Genomic DNA, 24191 nt, shown 5'->3' with positions numbered 1-24191 from the left:
ATGACGCCTTACATCCGGCTCGCCGAATTGGGCCTGACGCTGCCCGAGCCGCCGGCGCCGATCGCCAACTTCGTCACCTACGCCGAAAGCGGACGGCTGATCTTCCTCTCCGGCCAGGGGCCGTTGCGCGCCGACGGCACGCTTTGCACTGGCAAGGTGGGCGAGGACGTCACTGTTGAAGAGGCCTATAAGCATGCCCGTCTCACCGGGCTGAACCTGCTCGCCGTCATGCATGCCGCGGCAGGCGACCTCGGCCGCGTCGTGCGCGTCGTCAAGCTGCTTGGCTTCGTCAACGCGATCCCGACCTTCAGTGACCATCCGAAAGTGGTCAACGGCTGCTCCGATCTTTTCGCCGCTGTCTTTGATAATATCGGCGGGCACGCCCGCTCGGCGATCGGTGTCGGCTCATTGCCGGGCAACATCACTGTCGAAATCGAGGCGGTGGTCGAGATCGCCGCCTGATGTCTACCAAATGGGATTCGCAAAAATGAAAACCTATTCGGCAAACGGCTCCAACACGACAATTCGCGAACGGCTGGGCCTTCGCCCGATCATCAACGTTTCCGGCACGATGACAGCGCTCGGCGCCTCGATCATCGTCCCGGAAGCGATCGCCGCGATGTCGGAGATCTCGTCGCAGTGGGTGGAGATGGACGATCTGCAACGCGCCGCAAGCACGGTCGTCGCGCGCCTCACCGGAGGCGAGGCCGGCTTCGTCACGGCTTGCTGCGCCAGCGGCATCACCATGGCGATTGCCGGCACGATGACCGGCACCAACCTACTCGCGATCGAGCGGCTGCCGGACGACACGGAGGGCCTCAAGTCCGAGGTCATTGTCCAGCTCGGTCACATCGTCAACTACGGGGCGCCGATCGACCAGTCGATCCGGCTTGCCGGGGCCAGGACCGTACCGGCCGGCACGGTCAGCGTGACGCAGGACTATCATGTGCGCGAGGCGATCTCCGACCGTACCGCGGCAGGCCTCTATGTCGTTGCGCATCACACCGTGCAATACGGCATGCTTTCGCTCGAGGAATTCTGTGAAATCTGCCATGCCAGGGGCGTCCCGGTGATCGTTGACGCCGCCTCCGAATACGATTTGCGCGGCTTTCTCGCACGCGGCGCCGACATCGTCGTCTATAGCGGGCACAAATTCCTCAGCGGACCGACAAGCGGCATCGTCACCGGGCGCAAGGATCTGGTGCGGGCCGCCTATCTGCAGAATCGTGGCGTTGCTCGGGCGATGAAAATCGGCAAGGAAAGCATCGCCGGCACCATGGCCGCCCTGGAGGCCTGGGAGCGGCGCGACCATGCCGGTATCCGCAAGCGGGAAAAAGTGGCTTTGCATCTGTGGAGAGACGCATTGCAAGGGCTGCCCGGTATCGCTGCGCATGTCATTCCCGATCCGACCGGCAATCCGCTCGACCGCCTGCAGGTGTTTGTTACGCCCGAAAGCAGGTTCACCGCCGCCGGCCTTGCCTCGGCGCTGGCGGCAGGTTCGCCTCCCATTATCGTCCGCAACCACGAGGTCGAGCGCGGTCACTTCTTCCTCGACCCTTGCAACCTTCATCCTGGCGAGGCGGAGATCGTCGCCGAGCGCCTGCGGGCAGTGTTGAGCGCAAGTGACCGTCCTGCGGATGCCATGAAGTCGCCTCGCAAGGATAGCGCCGGCGCCTTGCGCTGGCCGGATTAAGTAACATGGCGCCATACGCCTGAATGCTGCGCCGAGGCATGATATCCTTGCCGTCGATCCCGAATTCCGCTAATGCGCGCCTTTGCCGCCGGGAGCAGAAGCTTGGACGATCACCGCGCCGACGTCGCCATCATCATGGGCAGCCAGTCCGACTGGGCGACGATGCGCCACGCCGCCGAAACGCTGGAGGCGCTAGGTATCCCGCACAAGCGGCTGATCGTCTCGGCCCACCGAACCCCCGACCGGCTCTATGACTTTGCCAAGGGCGCCAAGGCCGCCGGCTTTCGGGTAATCATCGCCGGCGCCGGCGGTGCGGCGCACCTGCCCGGAATGACGGCGGCGATGACGCCGCTCCCCGTTTTTGGCGTGCCGGTGGAGTCGAAGGCACTTTCCGGACAGGACTCGCTGCTCTCCATCGTACAGATGCCGGCCGGCATTCCGGTCGGCACGCTGGCCATCGGCAAGGCGGGCGCCACCAATGCCGCTCTTCTGGCTGCGGCGGTGCTGGCGCTGACCGACGAAAAGCTCGCTGCCCGGCTCGATGCCTGGCGCGCCGCCCAGACCGCCAAGGTCGCCGCCGAGCCCACGGACACGCCATGAGCCTGCCAGCCGGATCGACCATCGGCATTATCGGCGGCGGCCAGCTCGGCCGCATGCTGGCCATGGCCGCGGCCCGCCTCGGCTATCGTACCGTCGTGCTGGAGCCGCAGCCGGATTGCCCGGCGGCACAGGTCGCCAACCGGCAGATTGCCGCCGCCTATGACGACACGGCTGCGCTCGCCGAACTGGCGGCAGTCAGCGCCGTCGTCACCTATGAGTTCGAGAACGTGCCGGTCATGGCCGCCAGCGCGCTTGCCGTCACGGTCCCGGTCTATCCGCCGGCACGCGCACTGGAAGTGGCGCAGGACCGGGTGGCGGAGAAGAAATTCCTCAACGGCATCGGCATTCCCACGGCAGATTTCTGTTCCGTCGACAATGACGACGAGTTGACGGCGGCGCTGAAAAAGTTCGACGGCAGCGGCGTTTTGAAGACGCGGCGCATGGGCTATGACGGCAAGGGCCAGCGGGTGTTCCGCAACATGGAAACGGGCGGCTTTGCCGGCACCTGCGAGTCGATGGGCAACGTGCCGTTGATCCTCGAATCCTTCGTCGGCTTCGAACGCGAGATTTCGGTGATCGCGGCGCGCGGCATGGACGGTTCGCTCGCCGCCTACGATCCGGCAGAAAACGTCCACCGTGACGGCATCTTGCACCGCTCGACCCTGCCGGCCAGGATAGGGTCCGAAACCGCCGCTGCAGCGCAGGCGGCGGCGGCAAAAGTACTTGCGGCGCTCGATTATGTCGGCGTCATCGGTATCGAGTTCTTTGTCCTTGCCGACGGCGCGCTGCTGGCCAATGAGATCGCGCCGCGCGTTCACAATTCCGGCCACTGGACGGAAGCCGCCTGCATTGTCTCGCAGTTCGAGCAGCACATTCGCGCCGTCGCCGGCCTGCCGCTGGGAAATCCCGGCCGCCATCTCGACTGCGTCATGGAGAACCTGATCGGCGACGATGTCCTGGGCGTCCCGGCCCTGCTCGCCGAGCCCGATCTGATGCTGCATCTCTACGGCAAGGCCGAAGCGCGTCCCGGCCGCAAGATGGGCCATTTTACGCGAATGAGCCGTCACGTTTGAGGCTATTGGACGGCGCTGCTCTAATGCCTTCGATAGGGCGGAAACTCAAACTCGCCACATGCTGCGGTTGACACGGGCAAGGCTCCTCGTTTATGAGCCACGCACAAGTTCAGAGGCGCGCTTTCCGAGCGCGCCTTAATAATTCGGCCCAAGACTGGGCCCAGACCGACGGGCAAGACCATGAAGATCAAGAATTCGCTCAAGGCGCTCAAGGCGCGTCACCGCGACAACCAGCTGGTTCGCCGCAAGGGCCGCGTATACATCATCAACAAGACCGCTCCGCGCTACAAGGCGCGCCAGGGCTGAGTCTTTTCGCGTGGGGGCGCGTGCCTCCGCGCTTGCATGATTTGCCGGCCTGCCGGCCCTCTCACGCTAAATTCAGTTTGACGATCTGCTGTCCGGGGTTAGATTCCGGATCATGCGGATTCTCTTTGCATTCTTCGCGGCGCTTTTTCTTTTCGGTTCCGCCTCGCTTCTGGCTCAAGCGGACGATGCGGTCGCCCCTCCGATTGCCACGACCAGGGAGGCAAGGCTCGACCAGCTGTTTGTCGACCTGAAGCGCGAGCGCAATGAAAAGGCCGCCGAGCGCATCGCCGCGCGCATCTCGCACGAGTGGTCGCAATCCGGCAGCGCCTCGATCGACCTGATGATGCAATGGTCGCAAAAGGCGGCCGAAGAAAAAAAGTTCGACGTGGCGCTCGACTTCCTCGACCAGGTGGTGACCTTGCAACCGGCCTATGCGGAAGGTTGGAACCGGCGCGCCACCGTACATTTCATGATGAATAACTTTGGAAAATCGATGGCGGACATCGACCGCACACTGCAGCTCGAGCCGCGCCATTTCGGCGCACTGTCCGGCCTGGCGCAGATCATGGCCGTAACCGGCCACAAGCAGTCGGCGCTGGAAGCGTGGCAGCGCGTGCTCAGTATCTACCCGATGATGCGCAGCGCGCAGGATCAGGTCGGCACGCTTTCGGAAGAACTTGCCGGCGAAGGTATTTAATACCGGCAGGCCAGTGCGCCTCGACTGCGACGCTGCCACGGTAATTTCAAACTGTTGTCCTCTTGCGGTGGTCATGCCATTGCAATCTAGCTAGACCTATCTCGGCACTGCTTGTCGGTCAGCGCGACGTGTGGTTTCCTGTCCAGGATTGGGGTTGTTAGGCATCATGATTGCAGCTTATATCGACGAATTTATAATGTTTTGCGTCGGCCTATGGATGTCGGGCATCGGCTACGGGTTTCTCCAGATGCCAAACCAACCCCAAGCTGGACAACGGGCCTGGTTGGCACGCCTTCCCAGCCATTTCAAATGGATGGGGCCGCTCTTGCTGATAATCTCGATCGTACTCGCTGTCGCCTCACCGACTTGATTCGGTCGCGGCCGCTCATGGTCCCATAGAGGCAAGGCGTCAGCTTGGTGAATTCGCCGGTGAGCGGCTTAAGGCCCGTCGCGTTTGAAGAGATTCATGCGACGCGCTTTGGATGTTTGTTTTCATCCCTAGATCGCTGCGCATTTTGGGCGACTTGCATTAGCCTCTGGCCTGCACGTCCGACCCGACATAAGCGATGCGCAGCATGTTGGTGGAGCCAGGCGTCCTCAGCGGCACGCCGGCCGTGATGATGACCCGATCGCCCGGCTTGCCGAACCCTTCATCCAAAGCGATGCGGCAGGCGCGGTCGACCATGTCGTCGAGGTCAATGGCGTCGGGCGAGACGACGCAATGCGTGCCCCACAGAAGCGACAGCCGCCGCGCCGTGTTGACGATCGGCGACAGCGCGACGATCGGCACCTGCGGCCGCTCGCGCGCGGCGCGCAGGCCGGTCGTGCCCGACGCCGTATAGCTGATGATCGCCGACAGTTTCAGCGTCTCGGCGATTTCGCGGGCGGCGAGCGAGATGGCGTCGGCGCCGGTCGCTTCCGGCTCCGAGCGCTGCGCATTGATGATGCCGGCATAGGTCGGGTCGGTTTCGACCTTGCTGGCGATGCGGTTCATCATCGCCACTGCCTCGACCGGGTAGGCGCCGGCCGCGGACTCGGCCGAGAGCATGATAGCGTCGGCGCCTTCGAACACGGCGATCGAGACGTCCGACACCTCGGCGCGGGTCGGCACCGGCGCGGTGATCATCGATTCCAGCATCTGCGTGGCGATCACCACCGGCTTGCCGGCGCGGCGCGCGGCGCGGGTGATCTGCTTCTGGATGCCGGGCACGGCTTCGAGCGGCATTTCGACGCCGAGATCGCCGCGGGCAACCATCAAGGCATCCGAAAGTTCGATGATCTCGGCCAGCCGGGCGACGGCCTGAGGCTTTTCGATCTTGGCCATGATGAGCGCCCGGCCGCGCGCGATCTTGCGCGCTTCGGCCAAATCCTCCGGGCGCTGGACGAATGACAGCGCCACCCAGTCGACGCCGGTGGCCAGCACCGCATCGAGATCCCTGCGGTCCTTTTCGGTCAGCGCGCCGACCGGCAGATCGGTGTCGGGCAGGCTGACGCCCTTCTTGTCTGAGATGCTGGTGCCGGCGACGACGGTGCAGACGATCGCCTTGCCGTCGCTCTTCACCGCCTTCAGCTCAAGCTTGCCGTCGTCGATCAAAAGGCGGTGACCGGCCTCGACCGATCTCAGGATTTCCGGGTGGGGCAGATAGACCCTGGTCGAATTGCCGGGCTCGGGATTGTCGTCGAGCGTGAAGGTCTGGCCGAGTGTCAGCGTCTCTTTGCCGTTGGCAAACTTGCCGACCCGCAGCTTGGGCCCCTGCAGATCGGCGAGAATGCCAATCGGCCGGCCGACCGCTTTCTCGACGGTGCGGATGCGACCGACAAGTGTGCGCATCAATTCATGATCGGTGTGGCTCATATTGATGCGAAACACGTCGGCGCCGGCTTCGAAGAGCTTCTTCAGCATGTCCTCGGAGGAGGAGGCCGGACCGATAGTGGCGAGTATCTTGACCTTGCGGCTGCGTCTCATTGACTGTTTGTTCCCGGGGCGGCTGGAACGCCCCCCGTTGCGGGGTCATCGGTCAGCTGGACCATCCAGCTTGCCTGCTCGCCCGTGTCATATTCCTGGAATCCGGCGCGCTGGAAGCCCCGAGCGACGCAATCGGTAACGCCGGCGATCTTGAACTCTTTTTCGGCCACGCACATGTTGATCGGGCCATCCCAGCGCCCGCCGCGCTCGGCGTCTTCTGCATAAAGATAGTAAAATCTTGATGACAGCGGCCCTTCGATCAGCGTCTTGCAGCTCGATCCCTCGATGTGCCACCAGCCTTCGGTGATCCAGCCGGCTTTGGCGCGATAGCCGATGCCGACGCCGACCAGGTTCTGCGTGGCGTTGCAGACACGGAAGTCGGCGCGCGCCGGCGAGGCCGCAACCATCGCGGCCAGGCCCACAGCAAGGGTGAGGAGCGGCATGGCGAAGGCATAGCGCACGCGCGGCCTGCCGGCGGAACCCATCCTGAAATCCCTCAAGAACCACATTCGCATCTCTCAACGCCCCTTTTCGGAAAAGTCCGGGCGCATGTCAACGCGCCCTTTTGCTCAATTCCAATCGATTTAGAAAGGCTTCGGCGCACGATCTTTTGCCTTCCGCCAGATTTCCGCAGAAACCGTGGCCAAACGACGGCATTGCGTAATCATCCCCTTCGTGGAATGACGATACCATCCTCCCCGGAAGCCAGCGAACAGACCATTTCCCGCCGATGACCCGATCCACAGTTTTCGCGCCTTTCGACATCGTCGAGGGCGACCGCAAGCGAGGCATCGTGCTTTTGGCCGATCACGCCCGTCGCGACTTGCCGGAAGAGTATGGCAGCCTCGGCCTGCCGGCGGCGGAATTCGATCGCCATATCGCCTACGACATCGGTGTCGAGACGGTGACGCGCGAACTGGCAGCTTTGCTCGGCGTGCCGGCGGTACTCGCCAATTTTTCGCGACTTCTGATCGATCCCAATCGCGGCGAGGACGATCCGACGCTGATCCGCCAACTCTATGACGGCACCGTCATTTCGGGAAATTATCCACTTGCCTTGAAAGAACGTGAAAGGCGGCTCGACCGCTTCTATCGGCCCTATCACGATGCGGTCGGCGCTATGATCGCCTCGGTGGCACAGGCTTCCGCAAGCGCGCCCTTCATCTTTTCGGTACATTCCTTCACCCCATCCTTGCAGGGATTCGTGCGCCCTTGGCATGTTGGTGTCTTGTGGGATCGCGACGACCGGGTGGCGCAACCGCTGATCGAAATGCTTGCCGAGGACAAAAGCCTTATCGTTGGCGACAACGAGCCCTATGACGGCGCATTGCGCGGCGACACCATGTTCAGGCATGCCATAGTCAACGGCTTTGCCCATGCGCTGATCGAAATCCGTCAGGACCTGATCGCCGGTCGGAAGGATGCGGTCGCCTGGGCCGAACGGCTGGCGCCGATCGTTGACGCGATCAACCGCCGTCCCGATATACATCACGTCAAACGATTCGGCTCGCGCACCGGGCCGCTGTAAGGAGGTCTCGATGACGGAACTCAGCGACGCGCAAAAACGCGATTTCGAAGCCGCCGCCTTCCGCCGGCTGGTCGCGCATCTGCGCGAACGCACGGACGTGCAGAACATCGACCTGATGAACCTCGCCGGCTTCTGCCGCAACTGTCTCTCCAACTGGTATCGCGACGCCGCGGAGGCCGAGGGCGTCGATCTCAGCAAGGACCAATCGCGCGAGATCATCTACGGCATGCCCTATGCCGAATGGCAGGCGCTCAACCAGACTGATGCCTCCGATGCCAAGAAGGCGGAGTTCGAGGCAAGAGGCCCCAGGGATCACTAACCCGATCGGCTCTCACCAACCTCGAGTTCAAGCGAGTCACTTGGCCCAAGCACTTTCAACAACGAGCGCTTGACTGAGGATTGAATCGATCTAATTTGCCGCGCGAAGCTATTTTCGCACCGGATTCTACTCGATGGACACGCTAAAAATCATGCAGACCGCCATTCGTGGACGATGGGCCGTGGCGGCCATCTTCCTCGCCAATGGTTTTCTGACCGGCGCCTGGGCGCCGCAGATCCCGGTGGTCCTGACCCGGCTGGAAATCAGTAAATTTACGCTTGGCCTGCTGATCTTGCTGTTCGGCGCCGGCGCGGTCACAGCCATGACTTGGTGCGGCCACCTGATCTCCAGGCATGGTTCGCGCACCGTGCTGCGCTGGTTCGGTCTCATCGGCAGCTTCGGCCTGCTGGTTGTGGCGCTTGCCCCCAACGTGCCGCTGGCGGCCATAGCCATGTTCATCTTCGGCGGTTCGATCGGCGGCATGGATGTCGCTATGAACGCCAATGCGGTCGTGGTGGAACGGCGGTTGTCCCGCGCCATCATGTCGTCCTCGCACGGCTTCTGGAGCCTTGGCGGTTTCGCCGGCGGCGCTCTCGGCGGCTTCGCCATCCAGAACTACGGTCATCTCGCCCATGCGATGGTCGTGACGGCTCTCGCTTTCGCCGTGATTGCAGTGGCAGTCCGCTACCTGATCGCCGAGGATAGGCCTCAGGTGACCGACTATCACAAATTCGCCCTTCCTGGAAATCCGCTGGTCTATCTGGTCGGACTGATGGCGCTGCTGACGATGATCTCCGAGGGTGCGGTGCTCGACTGGGCGGCGCTTTACCTGCAACAGGAACTCGGCACCGACCTTGCCATAGCGGGTTTGGCCTACGCCGCTTTTTCCGGCGTCATGGCCGTCATGCGATTCGCTGGCGACGGAGTCCGCAACCGTTTCGGTGCCGTGACGACGCTGCGCGTCTCGGCGCTTGTCGCCGCCGCCGGCATGCTGGTGGCCGGGCTGGCGCCCTCGCCCTGGCTCGCCATCTCAGCCTTTGCCTTTTGCGGCTTCGGCATCGCCAATATGGTGCCGATCCTGTTTTCGGCCGGTGGCAACCAGGAAGGCATGTCGTCCGGCACCGGCATGAGCGTCGTCACCACCATGGGCTATTCCGGCATTCTGGTGGCGCCGTCGGCAATCGGCTTCATCGCCGAGCATTCAAGCTTCGGTCCGATCTTCGTGGCTTTGTCGGGACTGCTGGTCGTCGTATTTTTGATGGCCGGGCTCGCTCACCGCGCCGAATTCGCGCCCGACCCAGCACCAGCCGAATAGCGTTTCAACTCCTCATAGAGGAAATCCGCGACACGACGGATGCGCACGCTGGTGCGCACGTCCCGGTGCATGGCCAGCCATACCGGCAGCGTCGGCAGCGCGAGGGCCGGCAGCACTGTCTCCACCAGCGGATCGCGATTGGCCAGCGGCTCCTGGCCGAAGCCGATGCCGTTTCCCGCCCGCACCGCCTCCCAAAGCACGATTTGATTGTCGGTCCTGAAGCGGAAGGCATTGCGGGTGAGCGGGACACCAAACTGGGCAAAGCCGCGAATGATCTCATCGCTGCGGTCGAAGCCGATCAGATCGTGGCCGGCAAGATCGCCGGGTTCGCGCGGACGGCCACACCGGTCGAGATAGGATTTTGCCGCGCAGGCGCGGAGCGGAATGTCTGCCACTTTACGCGCCACCAACTCGTTCTGCGCCGGCTTCACCATGCGGATGGCAATGTCTGCATCGCGGCGCAAGAGATTCTCGACCTGGTTCGACGCGATGATCTCGACCTCGATGCCGGGTTCCTCGGCGCCCAGCCGAGCCGTCATCTCGGGCAGGACATAGGCAGCCACCACCTCGCTGGCGGCAATCCGTACCGTGCCTTCGATCGCCTGGACCGATCCCAGCGCCAATAGCGAAAAGGCGCTTGCCTGCTCGCTCACTGCCCGGCCGCGTTCGTAGAGCGTGCTGCCGGCTTCCGTCAGCGCATAGCCGCGCCGCCCGCGCCGGAACAGGGTGACGCCGAGCGCCTGCTCCAGCTCGGCGATATGGCGGCCGAGCGTCGGCTGGCTTGCAGCCAGCTTGCGCGCGGCAGCGGACAGACTGCCGGTTTCCGCCACTGTGACGAAACTCTTGATCAGGTTCCAGTCGAATTCCATTCAAAACTGAATATCACGTCGCAAAATTCAGTCAATTTCTATTCGTTTGCAGACGGCTCATATTGTGACTGTAACGCAAACACGGAGACGAAAAATGACTAAGATCGCAATTCTGGGTGCCAATGGCCGGCTCGGCCGCGTGGTGGCCAAGGCCTTCATCGACGCTGGTTATGAAGTCCGCGCCATCACCCGCAGCGGCAAGATCGCGGCAGAACTCACAGGCGCCATCGCCGTCGCCGGCGACGGGCTCGATCGCGAAGCGCTTATCCGCGCCACCGAAGGCGTCGACATCATCTTCAACGGCCTCAACCCGATCTACACCGACTGGGGCAAGTGCCTGCCGATGGCCGAGAATGTCATGGCCGCGTGCCGGGCGAACGACTCATTGCACCTCGCTCCCGGTAGCGTTTACAATTACGGCTCGCCGATGCCGGAGGTCATCACCGAAGACACGCCATTCCACCCGACGACCGAAAAGGGCCGCATCCGCGTCGCCATGGAAGACCTCTTTCGCCGCGAGGCCGAAGCGGGTCGAGTGCGCACCATTCTGCTGCGGGCCGGCGATTTCTTCGGCGGCACCGGCAGCGGAGCGTGGTTCGATCTGATCGTCGCCGCCAAGATGGACAAGGGCGTCTATACCGCTCCCGGGCCGGTCGATCTCGTGCATGAATGGGCCTACCTTCCGGACTTGGCCAAGGTGTTCGTCGGGCTAGCCGAGAATCTCGACAAGCTCGGCTCCTACGAAGCGCTGAACTTTCCCGGCCACGCCGTTACCGATCTCGAGATCAAGGCGGCCGCGGAAAAAGCGCTCGGGCGCACGCTGAAATTGACGTCGATGCCGTGGTGGGTGCTGCGCGCTGGCAGCCCGTTCGTGGCAATGTGGCGCGAGATCGTCTCGATGTCCTATCTGCGCTTCGAACCGCACCGGCTGGTCTCGGCAAGGCTGGAAGGCATCATCGACACGATCCCGCATACGCCCTTGCATAAGGCGGTGGCAGGCGCTCTCGATGATCTCAGTGTCGCCACGATTAACGGCCTTTCGAAAGCTGCCTGAAAACGGAAAGTGGTCACTACCCAGCGGATGATCCGAACCGAAGGCTCGGAAAGAACCAAGCGAAAATCAAATGCTACAGCGCTGCGCCCTCAGAAGGCGCGCAGCGCTGTACGTTGTCGAGCGCACCAACGTCCGGGTCAAATCCTGCCCATCAGCAGCAACACCAGCAGCACGATCAGGATGACGCCGACGATGCCGGAGGGACCATAACCCCAGGAACGCGAATGAGGCCATGCCGGCACCGCGCCGATCAGAATGAGGATCAGAATGATGACGAGAATGGTGCTGAGCGTCATGAGAAACTCCCCGCTTTGAGGTGTCGCATGACAGACAATGCAAAAGGCCGCTGGGTTGTTCCCGGCGGCCTTTTCTTTGCGCGATCAGAATACGCTCGGCACTCCAAGCAAAGTTGGCCTATTCGGCGGCCTTCGGGAAGGCGATCGCCGACTCGTCAAGCGAGCCCGGTCTTGCGGGCGCCTCGACAGTCGCCCCGACTGTCTTGCCGCGCCGGAACACCCGACGGAAGAATGCATAGAAGCGGCTGTTCTTACTGCGCGTGAACACCATCAGCATCGACGGTGTCACCACCAGCGTCAGCAAGGTGGCGAAGGACAGGCCGAAGACGATCGCCGACGACAGCGATATCCACCATTGCGTCGACGGCGCGTTGATCGTCGTCTCGTGATGGAAGATTTCGAGACCGAGGCCGAAAGCGATCGGCAGCACGCCGAGGATCGCCGACACCGCCGTCAGCACGACCGGCCGGGCACGCTCACGGCAGGTCTGCAGCACCGCGTCCATCTTGTCCCAGCCCTCTTCGCGCAGCCGGTCATAAGTGTCGATCAGCACGATGTTGTTGTTCACCACCACGCCGGCGAGCGCGATGACGCCGATGCCCGACATGACGATGCCGAACGCCTCTCCTGTCAAAAGCAATCCCAGGAACACCCCGACCGTCGCCATAACCACGCAGGACAGCACCAGCCAGACGCTGGTGAACTTGTTGAACTGCATTAGAAGTACGAGGAAGATCAGGAAGATCGCGGCACCGAAGGCCTTGCTGAGGAAGGCGCTGGCCTCGGCGCTGTCCTCGTTCGAGCCGGCAAGCTTCCAGCGTATGCCGCTGCCGAGATCCATATCGGCGACAGCCTGGGTGACCTGCTGCTGGACAGAAGCGACTTGCTCGCCGGCGGCGACATTGGCCTGGACAACCACGGTGCGCGCGCCGTCGATGCGGTTGAGGATACCGACGGTCGGCTCGGGCTTGCGCACGACGAAATTCGAGATCGGCACCGACCCTTGCGAAGTCTGCACCCTGAGGTCGTCGAGTGTCGACAGCGTGCGCCGGTCCTCGGGCAGGCGCAGCCTGATGTCGACGGCGTCGTCCGCACCGGCGGGCCGGTATTCACTGAGCTTCAGTCCGTTCGTCACCAGTTGCACCACCGTGCCGACCGAGGTCGGGCTGATGCCGTATTGCGCCGCCTTAGCGCGATCGACATCGAGCGCCCAGTCGACGCCGGGCGGCGGCAGGCCGTCGGAAATATCGATGACACCGGGTACCTTGGCAATGCCCGCGGCGACGGCGCGCGCCTTGTCGTCGAGGCCTTTCGGGTCGACGGCCGAAAGCCTGATCTGGATCGGCTTGCCGGTGGGCGGGCCGGCCTCGGGCACGCGAACCTCGACGTCGACGCCGGGAATGCCGGCCATGACGCCGCGCAGTTCGTCCAGGATCGCGTTCGCCGATTTGCGCTCGCGCCAGTCGACGAACTCGTACTGGATCACGCCGACCACGTCTTCAGGAATGTCCTGGCCGCCGCCTTGCGTCTTGCCGACGCGGGTGTAGACCGATTTCACGCCTGGCCAGCCGAGAAGCCGGTTTTCCGCGGTCTTCGTGGCGGCATCCATTTCGGCGAGCGAAAGGTTGCCGCGGGCGTGCACATAAAGCAGGCCGTAGTCAGGCTCGACATTCGGGAAGAACTCGACGCCGGCGCCGTATTTATAATAGGCAAAGCCGACACCGAACAAGAGGCCGATGGTGAGCAGGAGCACGGTGATGGGAAAGCGCACCGCCTGCTTGACCACCGCCATGTACCAGCCGTCGCGGTTGTCGTTCTCGTGATGCGGCGGCGCCTTGGCGAACAAGGCGCCCAGCGCCGGTGCAAAGACCAGTGCATAGAGCATCGAGGCCGAGAGCGTGACGATCAGTGTGATCGGCATGTATTTCATGAAGTCGCCGATAATGCCCGGCCAGAACAGCAGCGGCGAAAAAGCGGCGATGCGCGTCATCGTCGCGGCGATGACCGGACCGGCCATGCGCTTGGCGGCCAGCGCGAAGGCCTCTGCCTTCGGCATGCCTTCGCTCATCCGCCGCTCGGCGAATTCGGTGACGATGATGGCGTCGTCAACCAGCATGCCGACCGCCAGGATGAGGCTGAACAGCACGATCATGTTGATCGTGTAGCCCATCATCGCCAACAGCAGGATGCCGATCAGGAAGGACGATGGAATGGCGAGGCCAATCAGCAGCGAGGCGCGGCCCGACAGCGCGTAGAGAATGACGATGAACACCAGGATCACCGCGATCATGACGTGGTTCTGCAGATCGCCGAGCAACTGGTTGACGAAGACCGACTTGTCCTGGGTGTAGGTGACGTGCATGCCTTCCGGCATGGTCTTTATGAAGGCATCGGACACCGCCGTGACCTGGGCGATCGTGTCGATCAGATTGGCGCCGATGCGCTTCTTCACCTCGATGGCGATCGCCGGCTTGCCGTCGAGACGGGTCACCGTCTCGGCGTCCTTGAAGGTGGAGCGGACGGTGGCGATGTCCTTGGCCTGCACCACGGCATTGGGGCCGGCGACGATCGGAAGCGCCGCCACGTCCTGCGGCGTTTCGATCAGCGACGGCACCTTGACCGCGTATTTGCCCTCGGACCCTTCGATGTTGCCGGCGGCGACAAGACTGTTGGAATCGCCGACTGCACCGATCAGCTGCTCGAGCTGCAGCCCGTAGGAAGACAGTTTCATCGGATCGATGACGACTTCGACGAGATCGTCGCGGGCGCCCTGCAGCGAGCCCTCCAGCACGCCAGGCACTTCCTCGATGCGGTCGCGCAACTCGCGCGCCGCCGTCGTCAGAACGCGCTCGGGCACCTCGCCCGACAGCGTCACGACAAGGACGGGGAACTCGGAGACGTTGACTTCGGAGACCACAGGCTCCTCAGCCGCCTGCGGCAGGTCGGCCTTGCCGTCCTGGACCTTGCTGCGCGTGTCCTGCAACGCCGTCGCCAGATCCGTCTGCGGGTGGAATTCGACCAGTACATAACCGCCGCCCTGGAAGGCGGCCGAACGCATCTCCTTGAGACCCTTGAGACTCTTCAGCTTGGCTTCCATCGGCCGCAGCAGCAGGCGTTCCGAATCTTCGGGCGAGATGCCCTGATAGATCAGGCTGACATACATCATCGGAATCGGAACGTCGGGCTCTGCTTCCTTCGGTGTCGATTGGTAGGCGACCGCACCCGCAAGGATGAGGAACACCAGAACCGAAATGGTCAGCCTGGCGTTGTTGATTGCGAGTTTGACGATATCCATGATTACTGCGTCCCGGCTGCCGCTTCGCCCAGCAGTTTCTGGATGGTCGCCTGGTCGGCCTCGACCGGCTTGACCACTTCGCCTTCCTTCACCAGTTCCTGGCCGGCGACGATGATGCGCGCATCGGCAGGGATGCCGCCGAGCACCAGGCCGGTTGGCGTATCGTCGACCAGATCGATCGGGAAGAACACGACCTTGTCGTGCTTGTCGACGGCGCGGATGCCGAGATCGCCCTTGTCGCCCAGCGTCACCACGGAGCGCGGCAGCAAGACTGCGTCGGTCGGCTGGGCGCTCAGCGCGATCTCGGCGGTCATCCCGGCGGGGATAGTGGCGTCGGGGTTGGGGATTGCGATCTCGACACGGAAGGTGCGGGTGGCTGACGAGGCGTCGCGGCTGATATAGCGCACGGTGCCCTCGACATTCTGGCCGCTGACCAACCGTACATTCGCCTTGTCGCCGATCTTCAGATAGCCGAGATCGCGTTCGCTGACCTCGCCGCGGGCGATCACCGGATCGAGGCTCAAAATGGTCGCCACCTCGCCGCCCTGCATCACGGAACTGCCAAGCTCCACCGGCACCCGGTCGATGACGCCGTCGAAGGGCGCCTTCACCTCGTTGCGGTCAAGCTCGGCTTGCGCCGTCTCCAGCAGAGCCTGCGCCGAGGTCAAATTCGAGCGCGCCGTATCGAGCTGCAGCTTGGGCAGATTGCCGGTTTTCGCCAACCGCAACGCCGCGTCGAGCTCGGCCTGACGCTGAACCAGAAGCTGCTTGGCGTTGCTGACCGCTGAAAGCTTTTCCTCGGCTGCCAACATCAGCACGAGGTCGCCGGTCTTGACGCGCTGTCCCTGCTTGACCGGAAGCTTGTCGATGACGCCGGCGACGCGCGTCGCCAGGACCGCGCGCTTATCGGCTTCGGTCAGACCGGAAATCCGGATGGCGCGCGCATAGGTACGCCTGGGCGGAGTTATGGTCGCGACGGTGCGCAGGGGCGCCTTGGGCTGTTCTGCCTCACTGGGCTTGGCCTTGCTGGCGTCAGCCGCCTTTGGCTGCTCGACCTCCCCCGCCTTGGGTTCGTTGTCGGCGGCCGCGCTGCCGACGGACGAGAACTCGCCCGTCACCATCCATGCAGCGAACCCGACAAGCACAACAATGGCTGCAAGCTTGTGAAACCTGTATTTCGGCATCGTCGTTTTTCCAGTGCGCGGGGTTCGGCCAGGCCGCGTCTTCTAACTCGGGCGCGTCGCCGATATGGGTGCGCGCAAGGCCGTGTTCAACTTGCCGTGATCGGCGAATGAGCTTCTACATCAAAGTTGCACCGCAATATAGTCAGAAAAGTTGATGGGTAATACTTCGCTGGGCAGGATGCGCCCGCCGCCATGAGGCGCGCCGGATCAGCGCAGCCGTTCCGTCTGCCACATGGCGGTCGGCGCAGCGCGGATACGAAAGCAACCGCTAGACCGCGACCCTCGGACGAACCCTTGGCTGCATCAACCGTCATCGTTGCCGTGCCTTAGGCTTTCCTCTGCCGCTGGGGAGGCGCTACCGAAACGGCATGGCAGCAGCTGTCAGCATGATGGGAATATTTCATGCAAAGGTCACCTCCTTCGACAAGGGCAGCGTCCGGATGCGCTTGCCGGTCAGTGCGAAGACGGCGTTGGCGAGTGCCGGTGCCGCCGGCGGTGTGCCGACTTCGCCGACGCCGCCCATCTTGTGAAAATTCTCCAGGATAGCAACTTCGAACGCCGGACACTGGAAGATGCGCATGGCATCGTAATCGTGAAAATTCGACTGCTCGACCATGCCGTCGGCGAAAGTAATCTCCTGACCCATCGCCGCCGACAAGCCATAGACGGCGGCGGAGATGAGCTGCGCCTCGATGATATCAGGATCGAGTGCGGTGCCGACATCGGCGGCGATCCATACCTTCTCAATGCGGATTCCGGACGGCGTGTCGGCGATCTGGACGATCTCGCCGACCCAACTGCCGAAAGACAGCGTGAACGCGATGCCCTTGGCCTTGCCGGCGGGCAGCGTCTCGCCCCATTTCGCCATTTCGGCGACCTTCTCGACCACCTTCACCGCTGCCGGATAGGCAGCCATCAGCTTCTTGCGCAGATCGACCGGGTCGGTTTTCCCGGTGACAGCGATCTCGTCCAGAAATCCTTCATGGAAGAAACCGTTGATCGAACTGCCGACCGATCGCCAGGAGCCGACGGGGATCGAGACGGGTGCGGCGACGCCGGTCACCCGGTAATTCGGGATCGTATAGGGCTGGTTATGGGCTCCGTCGACGATGGACTTGTCGGGCCCGAGCGGCGATATCGAAGGAAACAGCCGGCGCAAGGTGCTGGCTATCAGCGATGGCGAGGCGATTGTCATGTCGACGGCAATCGGCATGCCGTCGTTGCCAAGCCGCGCCTGGAATTTGCCGACAGAAGTCGGCCGGTAGGCGTCGTGGCGCATGTCCTCCTCGCGCGTCCAGATCACCTTGATTGGCCGGCCTGCCGTTTCTTTCGCCATCAGTGCGGCACAGAGCGCATAATCCACCTCGACACGTCGGCCGAAGCCGCCGCCCATGAAGGTGGTGTGGACGTTGACATTGTCCTGCTCGATGCCGACAGCATTGGCGCAAAGCTGCCGCACCAAGGTCGGCGCTTGGTTGCCGCACCAGATGTCGAGGACGCCATCCTTCAACCGCGCCGTGGCGTTCATCGGCTCCATCGTCGCATGTGCCAGATAAGGCACCGCATAGTCGGCCTCGACGATCTTTTCGCGCGGCGCGTCGGCGAAGGCGGTATTCACGTCGCCATCGTCGCGCATCACCGACCCTTTTGTGCCGAGTGCCCGCTTCAGCGCCTCTGAAATGCCGGCGCTATCCAGCGGATATTCGGGATCGGCCCATTCGGTGTCGATCGCCTCCGCCGCCTTGAACGCCGCCCAGGTGTTTTCGCCGATGATGCCGAAGCCGTGGCCGTAATTCGTGTCGATCGGCACGATCTTGATCACGCCAGGCATTTTCTCAGCCTTTGAGAAATCGGCCTTGACCGGCTTGGCCCAGAAGCGCGGGCTTATCTTGACCGTGCCGTACAGCATGTCCGGCAAGGTCACGTCGATGCCGAAGATCGGCGCCCCGGTGACCTTGGCCGGCATGTCGATGCGTTTTTGCGGTTTACCGAGCAGTTTCCAGTCGGCTTTGTCTTTGAGCCTGATTTCCGCGGGCGGCGCCATCGTCGCAGCGGTCGCGGCGACCGCGCCATAGGTCAGCGACTTGCCCGACGCCTTGTGCAGGATCGAGCCATTGGCCGTTTCCAGATCGGCAGCAGCTATACCGAGCTTTTGCGCGGCCGCTGCAATCAGCATCTGCCGCGCAGCGGCGCCGGCCTGCCGCATCTTGTCGAAACCGTCGCGCGTCGAGGCCGAGCCGCCGGTGCCTTGGAGGGCGAGGAATTTTCCGACCACGCCCATGCCGGCGCGCACTATTTCCGCCGTCATGCTTTCGTCAAAGAAGGCGAACGGACCGCCCTCTTCCAGGATCGCTGAATTGTAATAGGCGTAGGAGGCCGGGCCGTGCTCGACCTTGACCTGATCGAGCCCGACATCGAGCTCTTCGGCGACCATGGCGGCAAGCGTCGTCGAGATGCCTTGGCCCATCTCGGCACGCGGCGCGATGATGGTGATCGTGTCGTCGGCGCCGATCTTCACATAGGGGTTGAAGGTCGCTTCGTCAGCGGCGAGATCGCCCTCCAGCGGATTCGGATAGGGCTTGCGGTAGTAATAGTAGCCGACGGCGACACCGCCCGCGATGGCAGCAGCGCCGATGAGAAACGTGCGGCGGGCGATCTTTCCGAGACTGGCCATGGTCAGATCCCCGCCGTCTTGAGGACGGCCGCTCGTTTGATCGCCGCGCGGATCTTCGGGTAGGTGCCGCAGCGGCAGAGATTGCCGCCCATGACATTGTCGATGTCGGCATCGGTCGGCTCGGCAAACTCGTCGAGCAGCGCCACCGCGCTCATGATCTGGCCGGCCTGGCAGTAGCCGCATTGGGCGACCTGCACTTCCAGCCATGCCTGCTGTACCGGATGCAGTCTGCCTTCGGTGCCGATGCCTTCGATCGTGGTGACCGTGCCGGTGACCTCACCGATCGGCAATGAACAGGAGCGCACCGGCTGGCCATCGACATGCACCGTGCAGGCGCCGCAGGCGGCAATGCCGCAGCCGAACTTCGGCCCGGTCTTGCCCATGAGATCGCGCAGCGCCCACAGCAGCGGCATTTCGGGATCGGCCTGGATGTCGAATGCCTGCCCGTCGACGGTGAGGCGCATGGGGATACCCTTTGTTGTCGTCCGCAGCCCAAGGCGAAAGGCCGGTCGGCCATTTCGTCCTCATACATATTGACAAATTACGTCATTTTGTCAACAGAGCTTTTGCAGGATAAGGTTGCAGCATGATTGAGTCAGAGGACATCGCCACCGACCCCAAGCGCGCCCGCATTCTGGAGGGCGCGCTGAAGGTGTTTCTGGCCTATGGTTTCGCTCGCACCACCATGGACGACATTGCGCGTGCCGCCGACATGTCGCGGCCGGCGCTTTATCTCCAGTTCAAGAATAAGACCGACATTTATCGCGCCATCGCGCTGATGCTGCTTTCCCGCTCGCTCGAGCAGGCGAAAACGGCGCTCGCCGGCGAAGAACCATTTGCCGAGCGCACGATGCGGGCCATCGACGAGGCACTGATCTCGATGACGCGGGCCGTCAATGCCTCGCCGCATGGCGCCGAACTCCTTGACATGAAGTCGAGCCTCGCCGATCTGATCGGCTGCTGGCGCGGCCGGTTTGCCGAGCATATCGCCGCAGCGATCCAGAGCGAAGCCGGACGCAATGGCGTCGACCTCACCGCCAAGGGCTTGTCGGTAAAACTGCTCGCCGACATGCTGCTCGACGGGCTGGATGGCATGAAGATGCGTATCAGCGATCCGGACGAGCAGCGGCAGGCGGCGGCCGCGCTGATCAAGGTGATCGATCTGGCCTTGCAAAAAAGCTGACAATCCAAAACGCCTCAGGCTTGGCGACGCGCTGCCTCGGGCTTCTTGCGGGCCGCGAGGAACTCCTTGACCCGCCGCCCAGGTGCCGGACCACGCATCGGCTTGAAGCCGTCGTCGAGCTCGCCTGAGAGATCAAGCGTCGGCCGTTTGCCGACGGCGTCGTAATTCTCCTCCAGCCAATCGCTGGCGGCAGTGCGGCCAAGGTCGCGCAGATAGGTCAGGAACGCCCATTCGGCATTAACCTTGGACGATGCCGACAGATCCTTGAACGCCTCGTCGGCATCGATGCGGTGCATGCGGATGTCGCGGTATTCGCCGTGCGGCAACCGGCCGGCGGCGATCAGCTCCTTGACGAAGGCGATCGAACGGAATTCGCGCAGCAGCCCGGCATTGAAAGTGATCTCGTCGATGCGATTCTGGATTTCGTTGGCGCTCTTCGGCGTTCCCTCCCGGACCACCGGATTGATCTGCACCAACAGCACGTCCTCAGTGGCAGCCGTCTTGAAGAACGGGAATAGCGCCGGATTGCCGCCATAGCCGCCATCCCAGTAGGGCACTCCCTTGATCTCGACAGCGCGGAACAGCTGCGGCAGGCAGGCCGACGCCATCACCGTGTCGAGATCGATCTCGCCATCCGAAAAGACGCGCAACTGCCCGGTCTCGACATTGGTCGCGGAGATGAACAGCTCCATCGACTTGCAGGCGCGCACATTGCGGAAATCGATCTCCTGTTCGATCACGTCGCGCAGCGGGTTGAGACCGAGCGGGTTGGCGACATAGGGCGAAAACACCCGCGACATGGTGTCGAAAAAGAGATAGCCCGGCGTATTCTCGATCGACCAGTTGCCCCAGACCACGTCCCACGGCATCCGCTGGACCGGGCTGAACCGGCCCTTCAGCGCCACCGCGCGCCAGAAATCGTCGAGCTTCTGCCGCGCCCCCTCGACGCCGCCTCGGACGAAGCCGTCGGCCAGCGCCACCGCGTTCATCGCGCCGGCGCTGGTGCCCGAAACCGCCGCGATGTCGAGCCGTCCGTCCTCCAGCAGCTGGTCGAGCACCCCCCAGGAGAAGGCGCCGTGCGAGCCGCCGCCCTGCAGCGCGACGTTGATCTTCTTGGGCTCCTCCACCTTGCCGTTTGTCGTCATGGCGTTGCCCTTGATTTGTCGGCCAGATTTGTTTCGCGCGGCAAATTCACTGGGCGGTCCAGCCGCCGTCGACCGAAATATGCGTGCCGTTGATCTGCGCTGCTGCATCCGAACACAGGAACACCGCGGCAGCGGCAACTTGCTCGACCGTGACGAATTCCTTGGTCGGCTGCTTTTCGAGCATGACCTCGCGGACCACAGTGTCGCGGTCCATCTTGTTCGCCTTCATCTGGTCGGGGATCTGCGCCTCGACTAGCGGCGTCAGCACATAGCCGGGGCAGATGGCGTTGCATGTGATCTTGTCGCGCGCCAGTTCCAAGGCGACGGTCTTGGTCAGCCCCATGATGCCGTGCTTGGCCGAGACATAGGCCGACTTGAACGGCGAGGCGACCAGCCCGTGGGCCGAGGCGATGTTGACGATCCTGCCGCCGCCGGCTTGCTTCATCAGCGGGATCGCGGCGGCGATGGTGTGGAAGGCCGACGACAGATTGATGGCGATGATCGCGTCCCACTTCTCGATCGGAAATTCTTCCACCGACGCGACATGCTGGATGCCGGCATTGTTGACCAGGATGTCGACCGAGCCGAAGGTCTCGGCTGCCTTTGCGACCAGCGCCCGGCATTCGGCCGGCTTCGACATGTCTGCTTTGATGTAGGCGGTCTTCACGCCGTGATGTTTGGCGATCGCATCGGTGATGGCCTGGTCGTCGGCCGTGTCGGAAAAGGAATTGACGACGATGTTGCACCCTTCCGCTGCGAGCGCATGGGCGATGGCCAGCCCGATACCCGAGGTGGAACCGGTGACGATGGCGGTTTTTCTGCTGGGCAAGGCGAGATCCTTCAGTGGGGTGCTAACGGAGACATATTGCAGTGCAGCATATATGTCTCGTGTGGCGCAAGAACAGCGGCACGGATTGGCGCTGACATGAAATTTTTGTCATGAATGAGGACACCCTCACTCGAAGTTGTGGCCTGACGGACAGTGTGTAAAACAGTTTGTCAGCGATCCCGGGTAGCTACTTCGGGGTGCTCCGGAGATTGCGCTTTGGATGAAATCGCCATCCGGCTCATGAAAAGGTGGAGAGCTCTCCGCGCGGCGAGGGATGGCGGCTCGGACGGATGCCACTCCGGGAAATGACCATCGATTGCCATGCGTGCCAATCCGTAGACAAATGCGCGCGCGGCAAGCATCAGATGATCGAAGTCGGTGTCCGGAGCGAGCCGACCTTGCTGTTGCGCTTGGGTCAGCAGATCGATCATCTTCCGGCGAATGGCTTCATTCTGATCACGAAGACTATCCGACGCATCGAAATCGATCAGCGTTCGGGAACTGATGATCTGGAAATGGGTGGGATTGCTGATCGCCCATTCCAGATAGCCCCGTCCGATTGCTTCGAAGGCCACAATGGGATCCGCGCTGTCGGCTTTGGACTGTGCATTGGCAACGGCCTCGGTCAGCCGGTTCATCGCCTGTTCGGCGACCGCGGTCAGCAGTGCTGTTTTCGACCGAAAATGGCGGAATGGCGCGCCGGGCGAAACGCCGGCACGCTTTGCGGCCTCGCGCACAGACACATGCTCTGCTCCGCGTTCCTCGATGATCTCCACGGTTGCCACGATCAAGGCCTCGACCAGATTGCCGTGATGATAGCGCTTGGGGTTGGCGGCTTCGCTGGAATCCGTGTTGGTCATGCCCTCCCAGTAGCACGGGGCCGAAATGTAATCACCGATCATTTTCTTGCGCCCCAGCGATTCATATGTAATCAGTGATTACAGCATCAACGAGGGTACCATGCTTCGCATCATCGCAACGACTGCCCTCGCTTTCTCCCTATTGTCGCTCGGGTCTGCCCAGGCCGAAGATCGGCCAACTCTGGAAATCGTCTGGCCGGTGGCCGGTTCGGTTATCGAACTCGGTAACGATCCCGAGAAGGCGATAGGCGTCGTCGTCAACTTCACGCTGCTGCCAGCGGGTGAATGCGACGGCGTCAGCCAATGCGGCCACGTGCATATGAAGATCGATCCCGCCGGAGATACCTGCAACATCCCCGGCAAGCCGTACAACAGCATGAACAGCGACTTTGGCGGCGATTTTATCAAGGCTCGTTTCGGCCATTGTCAGGATGCCGCCGGCAAGCACGTGATCGGCGTCCTACTTGCCGATGATCATCACAAGCCCATTCTTGTGGACGGCAAACCCGTTACCGCGCTGGTGACGGTGACGACGAAATAGCGTGGCCGGAGCCCTCAGCCTCATTCGAGGCGGAGATGTTCTGCCACGGACTGCTGTTGGGAGATTTCGGCCGGGTTCAGTCGGCCGGCGATCACGACATCGTGTCGAGCTTGCGCTGCATGGCGGCGATCTGTTCCTTCAACTCCTGAAGGTCGTCGGGCTTTTCCGACGTCTCTTTCCTGGCCGGCTCTGCCGGCGCTGCGGAAGTGCCATTCGAGCCTGCGGGTGGGCCAGCGGGTGGGAATGGCGTGAACAGCCGCATGGCATTCTGGAACATCTCCATGTTGCGGCGCGTCTGCTCTTCCAGTGCCTTGATCGGCGTGGCGATCTTCATCATGTCCAGCGGCGACTTGCCCAACGCCCCCTTCATCTGCTCGCGGAAGCGTTCCTGTTCCTTTGAGAAGGCGATCATCGACTGCTCGAGGAAGCTCGGCACGATCATCTGCATCTGGTCGCCGTAAAAGGCGATCAACTGGCGCAGGAACGGAATCGGCAGCATGTTCTGCCCCTCCTTGTTCTCCAGTTCAAAGATGATCTGGGTCAGCACCGGATGCGTGATGTCGTCGCCGGTCTTGGCGTCCTGGACGGTGAACTCCTCGCCCTTCTTGACCATTTCGGCAAGGTCCTCGAGCGTCACATAAGTGCTGGTGCCGGTGTTGTAGAGGCGGCGATTGGCATATTTCTTGATGGTAATCGGTTCGTCTTTCGCGGCCATCAGCATCCTCCCAGGACACCGGCGCACTTGAGTAAGCTGCCGGTAACGA

The 24191-nt window shown here is 62.7% G+C and carries 25 protein-coding genes; 13 read left to right on the top strand and 12 right to left on the bottom strand.

Annotated features, from left to right (window positions below; all coding sequences use genetic code 11):
• From A9K68_RS06260 to A9K68_RS31600, 7 genes are all read left to right on the top strand, one after another.
• Complete coding sequence (locus A9K68_RS06260; RefSeq protein ID WP_065011298.1) at positions 1 to 462, top strand: RidA family protein; 462 nt, start codon at positions 1 to 3, stop codon at positions 460 to 462.
• A gap of 25 nt (positions 463 to 487) precedes the next feature.
• Positions 488 to 1693, top strand: coding sequence for an aminotransferase class V-fold PLP-dependent enzyme (locus tag A9K68_RS06255; protein ID WP_065011354.1), 1206 nt, complete (start codon positions 488 to 490; stop codon positions 1691 to 1693).
• 102 nt (positions 1694 to 1795) lie between these two features.
• The gene (purE, locus tag A9K68_RS06250; RefSeq protein ID WP_065011353.1) at positions 1796 to 2293 is read left to right on the top strand and encodes a 5-(carboxyamino)imidazole ribonucleotide mutase; all 498 of its coding nucleotides are present in this window, start codon (positions 1796 to 1798) and stop codon (positions 2291 to 2293) included.
• Positions 2290 to 3366 (top strand): 5-(carboxyamino)imidazole ribonucleotide synthase, encoded by a 1077-nt coding sequence (locus tag A9K68_RS06245; RefSeq protein ID WP_065011297.1) that lies wholly within the window; start codon positions 2290 to 2292, stop codon positions 3364 to 3366. The genes purE and A9K68_RS06245 overlap by 4 nt, the downstream gene beginning before the upstream one ends.
• 180 nt (positions 3367 to 3546) lie before the next feature.
• Entirely contained in the window at positions 3547 to 3672 is a 126-nt protein-coding gene (ykgO, locus tag A9K68_RS06240) for a type B 50S ribosomal protein L36 (protein ID WP_006327841.1), read from the top strand.
• A gap of 112 nt (positions 3673 to 3784) precedes the next feature.
• Complete coding sequence (locus A9K68_RS06235; protein ID WP_065011296.1) at positions 3785 to 4369, top strand: hypothetical protein; 585 nt, start codon at positions 3785 to 3787, stop codon at positions 4367 to 4369.
• A gap of 166 nt (positions 4370 to 4535) precedes the next feature.
• On the top strand, positions 4536 to 4739 hold the full coding sequence (locus tag A9K68_RS31600) for a hypothetical protein (protein WP_065011295.1): 204 nt from the start codon (positions 4536 to 4538) through the stop codon (positions 4737 to 4739).
• A 159-nt stretch (positions 4740 to 4898) separates the two neighbouring features.
• Here A9K68_RS31600 and pyk read toward each other — a convergent pair whose 3' ends face one another.
• Together pyk and A9K68_RS06225 are read right to left on the bottom strand one after the other, a co-directional pair.
• Positions 4899 to 6335: a pyruvate kinase gene (gene pyk, locus A9K68_RS06230; protein ID WP_065011294.1), complete on the bottom strand. Its 1437-nt coding sequence runs from the start codon at positions 6333 to 6335 to the stop codon at positions 4899 to 4901.
• On the bottom strand, positions 6332 to 6778 hold the full coding sequence (locus A9K68_RS06225) for a DUF1036 domain-containing protein (RefSeq protein WP_245316137.1): 447 nt from the start codon (positions 6776 to 6778) through the stop codon (positions 6332 to 6334). The genes pyk and A9K68_RS06225 overlap by 4 nt, the downstream gene beginning before the upstream one ends.
• A 287-nt stretch (positions 6779 to 7065) precedes the next feature.
• Here A9K68_RS06225 and A9K68_RS06220 point away from each other — a divergent pair, with 287 nt between their 5' ends.
• The 3 genes from A9K68_RS06220 (at position 7066) to A9K68_RS06210 (ending at position 9497) form a co-directional block, all read left to right on the top strand.
• Positions 7066 to 7863 (top strand): N-formylglutamate amidohydrolase, encoded by a 798-nt coding sequence (locus A9K68_RS06220; protein ID WP_065011292.1) that lies wholly within the window; start codon positions 7066 to 7068, stop codon positions 7861 to 7863.
• 10 nt (positions 7864 to 7873) lie between these two features.
• The gene (locus A9K68_RS06215; protein WP_065011291.1) at positions 7874 to 8182 is read left to right on the top strand and encodes a DUF1244 domain-containing protein; all 309 of its coding nucleotides are present in this window, start codon (positions 7874 to 7876) and stop codon (positions 8180 to 8182) included.
• 133 nt (positions 8183 to 8315) lie between these two features.
• Positions 8316 to 9497 carry an MFS transporter gene (locus tag A9K68_RS06210; RefSeq protein WP_065011290.1) on the top strand — a complete coding sequence of 394 codons (1182 nt, stop codon included), beginning with the start codon at positions 8316 to 8318 and terminating at the stop codon, positions 9495 to 9497.
• Here the strand turns inward: A9K68_RS06210 and A9K68_RS06205 are convergent.
• Positions 9455 to 10366 (bottom strand): LysR family transcriptional regulator, encoded by a 912-nt coding sequence (locus A9K68_RS06205; RefSeq protein WP_065011289.1) that lies wholly within the window; start codon positions 10364 to 10366, stop codon positions 9455 to 9457. The two genes, A9K68_RS06210 and A9K68_RS06205, sit on opposite strands and share 43 nt — an antisense overlap.
• 94 nt (positions 10367 to 10460) lie before the next feature.
• Between A9K68_RS06205 and A9K68_RS06200 the strand changes: the two genes are divergently transcribed.
• Positions 10461 to 11420 carry an SDR family oxidoreductase gene (locus A9K68_RS06200; protein WP_065011288.1) on the top strand — a complete coding sequence of 320 codons (960 nt, stop codon included), beginning with the start codon at positions 10461 to 10463 and terminating at the stop codon, positions 11418 to 11420.
• A gap of 137 nt (positions 11421 to 11557) precedes the next feature.
• Here A9K68_RS06200 and A9K68_RS06195 read toward each other — a convergent pair whose 3' ends face one another.
• From A9K68_RS06195 to A9K68_RS06175, 5 genes are all read right to left on the bottom strand, one after another.
• Positions 11558 to 11716, bottom strand: a complete 159-nt coding sequence (locus A9K68_RS06195; RefSeq protein ID WP_036267059.1) for a DUF3309 family protein — start codon at positions 11714 to 11716, stop codon at positions 11558 to 11560.
• A gap of 118 nt (positions 11717 to 11834) precedes the next feature.
• A complete protein-coding gene (locus tag A9K68_RS06190) occupies positions 11835 to 15011 on the bottom strand; it encodes an efflux RND transporter permease subunit (protein ID WP_065011287.1) in 3177 nt (1058 codons plus the stop codon).
• A 2-nt stretch (positions 15012 to 15013) separates the two neighbouring features.
• Positions 15014 to 16195 carry an efflux RND transporter periplasmic adaptor subunit gene (locus A9K68_RS06185; protein ID WP_082982677.1) on the bottom strand — a complete coding sequence of 394 codons (1182 nt, stop codon included), beginning with the start codon at positions 16193 to 16195 and terminating at the stop codon, positions 15014 to 15016.
• 400 nt (positions 16196 to 16595) lie between these two features.
• A complete protein-coding gene (locus tag A9K68_RS06180) occupies positions 16596 to 18869 on the bottom strand; it encodes a xanthine dehydrogenase family protein molybdopterin-binding subunit (protein ID WP_065011286.1) in 2274 nt (757 codons plus the stop codon).
• A gap of 2 nt (positions 18870 to 18871) precedes the next feature.
• Positions 18872 to 19333 carry a (2Fe-2S)-binding protein gene (locus tag A9K68_RS06175; protein ID WP_065011285.1) on the bottom strand — a complete coding sequence of 154 codons (462 nt, stop codon included), beginning with the start codon at positions 19331 to 19333 and terminating at the stop codon, positions 18872 to 18874.
• A 122-nt stretch (positions 19334 to 19455) separates the two neighbouring features.
• Here A9K68_RS06175 and A9K68_RS06170 point away from each other — a divergent pair, with 122 nt between their 5' ends.
• Positions 19456 to 20052, top strand: coding sequence for a TetR/AcrR family transcriptional regulator (locus A9K68_RS06170; RefSeq protein ID WP_065011284.1), 597 nt, complete (start codon positions 19456 to 19458; stop codon positions 20050 to 20052).
• 14 nt (positions 20053 to 20066) lie between these two features.
• Here A9K68_RS06170 and A9K68_RS06165 read toward each other — a convergent pair whose 3' ends face one another.
• The 3 genes from A9K68_RS06165 to A9K68_RS06155 all read right to left on the bottom strand — a co-directional run bounded on the left by A9K68_RS06165 (position 20067) and on the right by A9K68_RS06155 (position 22811).
• Complete coding sequence (locus tag A9K68_RS06165) at positions 20067 to 21197, bottom strand: patatin-like phospholipase family protein (protein ID WP_065011283.1); 1131 nt, start codon at positions 21195 to 21197, stop codon at positions 20067 to 20069.
• Between the two features lie 46 nt (positions 21198 to 21243).
• Positions 21244 to 22041 (bottom strand): 3-hydroxybutyrate dehydrogenase, encoded by a 798-nt coding sequence (locus A9K68_RS06160; RefSeq protein ID WP_065011282.1) that lies wholly within the window; start codon positions 22039 to 22041, stop codon positions 21244 to 21246.
• 155 nt (positions 22042 to 22196) lie between these two features.
• Complete coding sequence (locus tag A9K68_RS06155; protein WP_246811399.1) at positions 22197 to 22811, bottom strand: TetR/AcrR family transcriptional regulator; 615 nt, start codon at positions 22809 to 22811, stop codon at positions 22197 to 22199.
• 175 nt (positions 22812 to 22986) lie between these two features.
• Here A9K68_RS06155 and A9K68_RS06150 point away from each other — a divergent pair, with 175 nt between their 5' ends.
• Positions 22987 to 23427, top strand: coding sequence for a hypothetical protein (locus A9K68_RS06150; RefSeq protein ID WP_065011351.1), 441 nt, complete (start codon positions 22987 to 22989; stop codon positions 23425 to 23427).
• 91 nt (positions 23428 to 23518) lie between these two features.
• Here the strand turns inward: A9K68_RS06150 and phaR are convergent, their stop codons facing one another.
• Positions 23519 to 24142 carry a polyhydroxyalkanoate synthesis repressor PhaR gene (gene phaR / locus A9K68_RS06145; protein WP_065011350.1) on the bottom strand — a complete coding sequence of 208 codons (624 nt, stop codon included), beginning with the start codon at positions 24140 to 24142 and terminating at the stop codon, positions 23519 to 23521.
• Positions 24143 to 24191 lie beyond the last annotated feature (49 nt).

Origin of the sequence: Mesorhizobium sp. AA22 (assembly GCF_001672375.2) — a bacterium.
In the GTDB taxonomy this organism is placed as follows: Bacteria; Pseudomonadota; Alphaproteobacteria; order Rhizobiales; family Rhizobiaceae; genus Mesorhizobium; species Mesorhizobium wenxiniae.
Note: the sequence above shows the minus strand (reverse complement) of the source record. Positions and strands in the feature narration are given on the sequence as shown.

What these genes read in the sequence shown, in the direction of transcription:
- A9K68_RS06175 (WP_065011285.1), bottom strand. Translation starts at nt 19,333, where the DNA reads ATGCGCCTCACCGTCGACGGGCAGGCATTCGACATCCAGGCCGATCCC.
- A9K68_RS06180 (WP_065011286.1), bottom strand. Translation starts at nt 18,869, where the DNA reads ATGGCCAGTCTCGGAAAGATCGCCCGCCGCACGTTTCTCATCGGCGCT.
- ykgO (WP_006327841.1), top strand. Translation starts at nt 3,547, where the DNA reads ATGAAGATCAAGAATTCGCTCAAGGCGCTCAAGGCGCGTCACCGCGAC.
- A9K68_RS06195 (WP_036267059.1), bottom strand. Translation starts at nt 11,716, where the DNA reads ATGACGCTCAGCACCATTCTCGTCATCATTCTGATCCTCATTCTGATC.
- pyk (WP_065011294.1), bottom strand. Translation starts at nt 6,335, where the DNA reads ATGAGACGCAGCCGCAAGGTCAAGATACTCGCCACTATCGGTCCGGCC.
- A9K68_RS06190 (WP_065011287.1), bottom strand. Translation starts at nt 15,011, where the DNA reads ATGGATATCGTCAAACTCGCAATCAACAACGCCAGGCTGACCATTTCG.
- A9K68_RS06200 (WP_065011288.1), top strand. Translation starts at nt 10,461, where the DNA reads ATGACTAAGATCGCAATTCTGGGTGCCAATGGCCGGCTCGGCCGCGTG.
- A9K68_RS06225 (WP_245316137.1), bottom strand. Translation starts at nt 6,778, where the DNA reads ATGCCGCTCCTCACCCTTGCTGTGGGCCTGGCCGCGATGGTTGCGGCC.
- A9K68_RS06260 (WP_065011298.1), top strand. Translation starts at nt 1, where the DNA reads ATGACGCCTTACATCCGGCTCGCCGAATTGGGCCTGACGCTGCCCGAG.
- A9K68_RS06185 (WP_082982677.1), bottom strand. Translation starts at nt 16,195, where the DNA reads ATGCCGAAATACAGGTTTCACAAGCTTGCAGCCATTGTTGTGCTTGTC.
- A9K68_RS06150 (WP_065011351.1), top strand. Translation starts at nt 22,987, where the DNA reads ATGCTTCGCATCATCGCAACGACTGCCCTCGCTTTCTCCCTATTGTCG.
- A9K68_RS06235 (WP_065011296.1), top strand. Translation starts at nt 3,785, where the DNA reads ATGCGGATTCTCTTTGCATTCTTCGCGGCGCTTTTTCTTTTCGGTTCC.
- A9K68_RS06245 (WP_065011297.1), top strand. Translation starts at nt 2,290, where the DNA reads ATGAGCCTGCCAGCCGGATCGACCATCGGCATTATCGGCGGCGGCCAG.
- A9K68_RS06165 (WP_065011283.1), bottom strand. Translation starts at nt 21,197, where the DNA reads ATGACGACAAACGGCAAGGTGGAGGAGCCCAAGAAGATCAACGTCGCG.
- A9K68_RS06255 (WP_065011354.1), top strand. Translation starts at nt 488, where the DNA reads ATGAAAACCTATTCGGCAAACGGCTCCAACACGACAATTCGCGAACGG.
- A9K68_RS06210 (WP_065011290.1), top strand. Translation starts at nt 8,316, where the DNA reads ATGGACACGCTAAAAATCATGCAGACCGCCATTCGTGGACGATGGGCC.
- A9K68_RS06215 (WP_065011291.1), top strand. Translation starts at nt 7,874, where the DNA reads ATGACGGAACTCAGCGACGCGCAAAAACGCGATTTCGAAGCCGCCGCC.
- A9K68_RS31600 (WP_065011295.1), top strand. Translation starts at nt 4,536, where the DNA reads ATGATTGCAGCTTATATCGACGAATTTATAATGTTTTGCGTCGGCCTA.
- A9K68_RS06220 (WP_065011292.1), top strand. Translation starts at nt 7,066, where the DNA reads ATGACCCGATCCACAGTTTTCGCGCCTTTCGACATCGTCGAGGGCGAC.
- A9K68_RS06170 (WP_065011284.1), top strand. Translation starts at nt 19,456, where the DNA reads ATGATTGAGTCAGAGGACATCGCCACCGACCCCAAGCGCGCCCGCATT.
- A9K68_RS06205 (WP_065011289.1), bottom strand. Translation starts at nt 10,366, where the DNA reads ATGGAATTCGACTGGAACCTGATCAAGAGTTTCGTCACAGTGGCGGAA.
- phaR (WP_065011350.1), bottom strand. Translation starts at nt 24,142, where the DNA reads ATGGCCGCGAAAGACGAACCGATTACCATCAAGAAATATGCCAATCGC.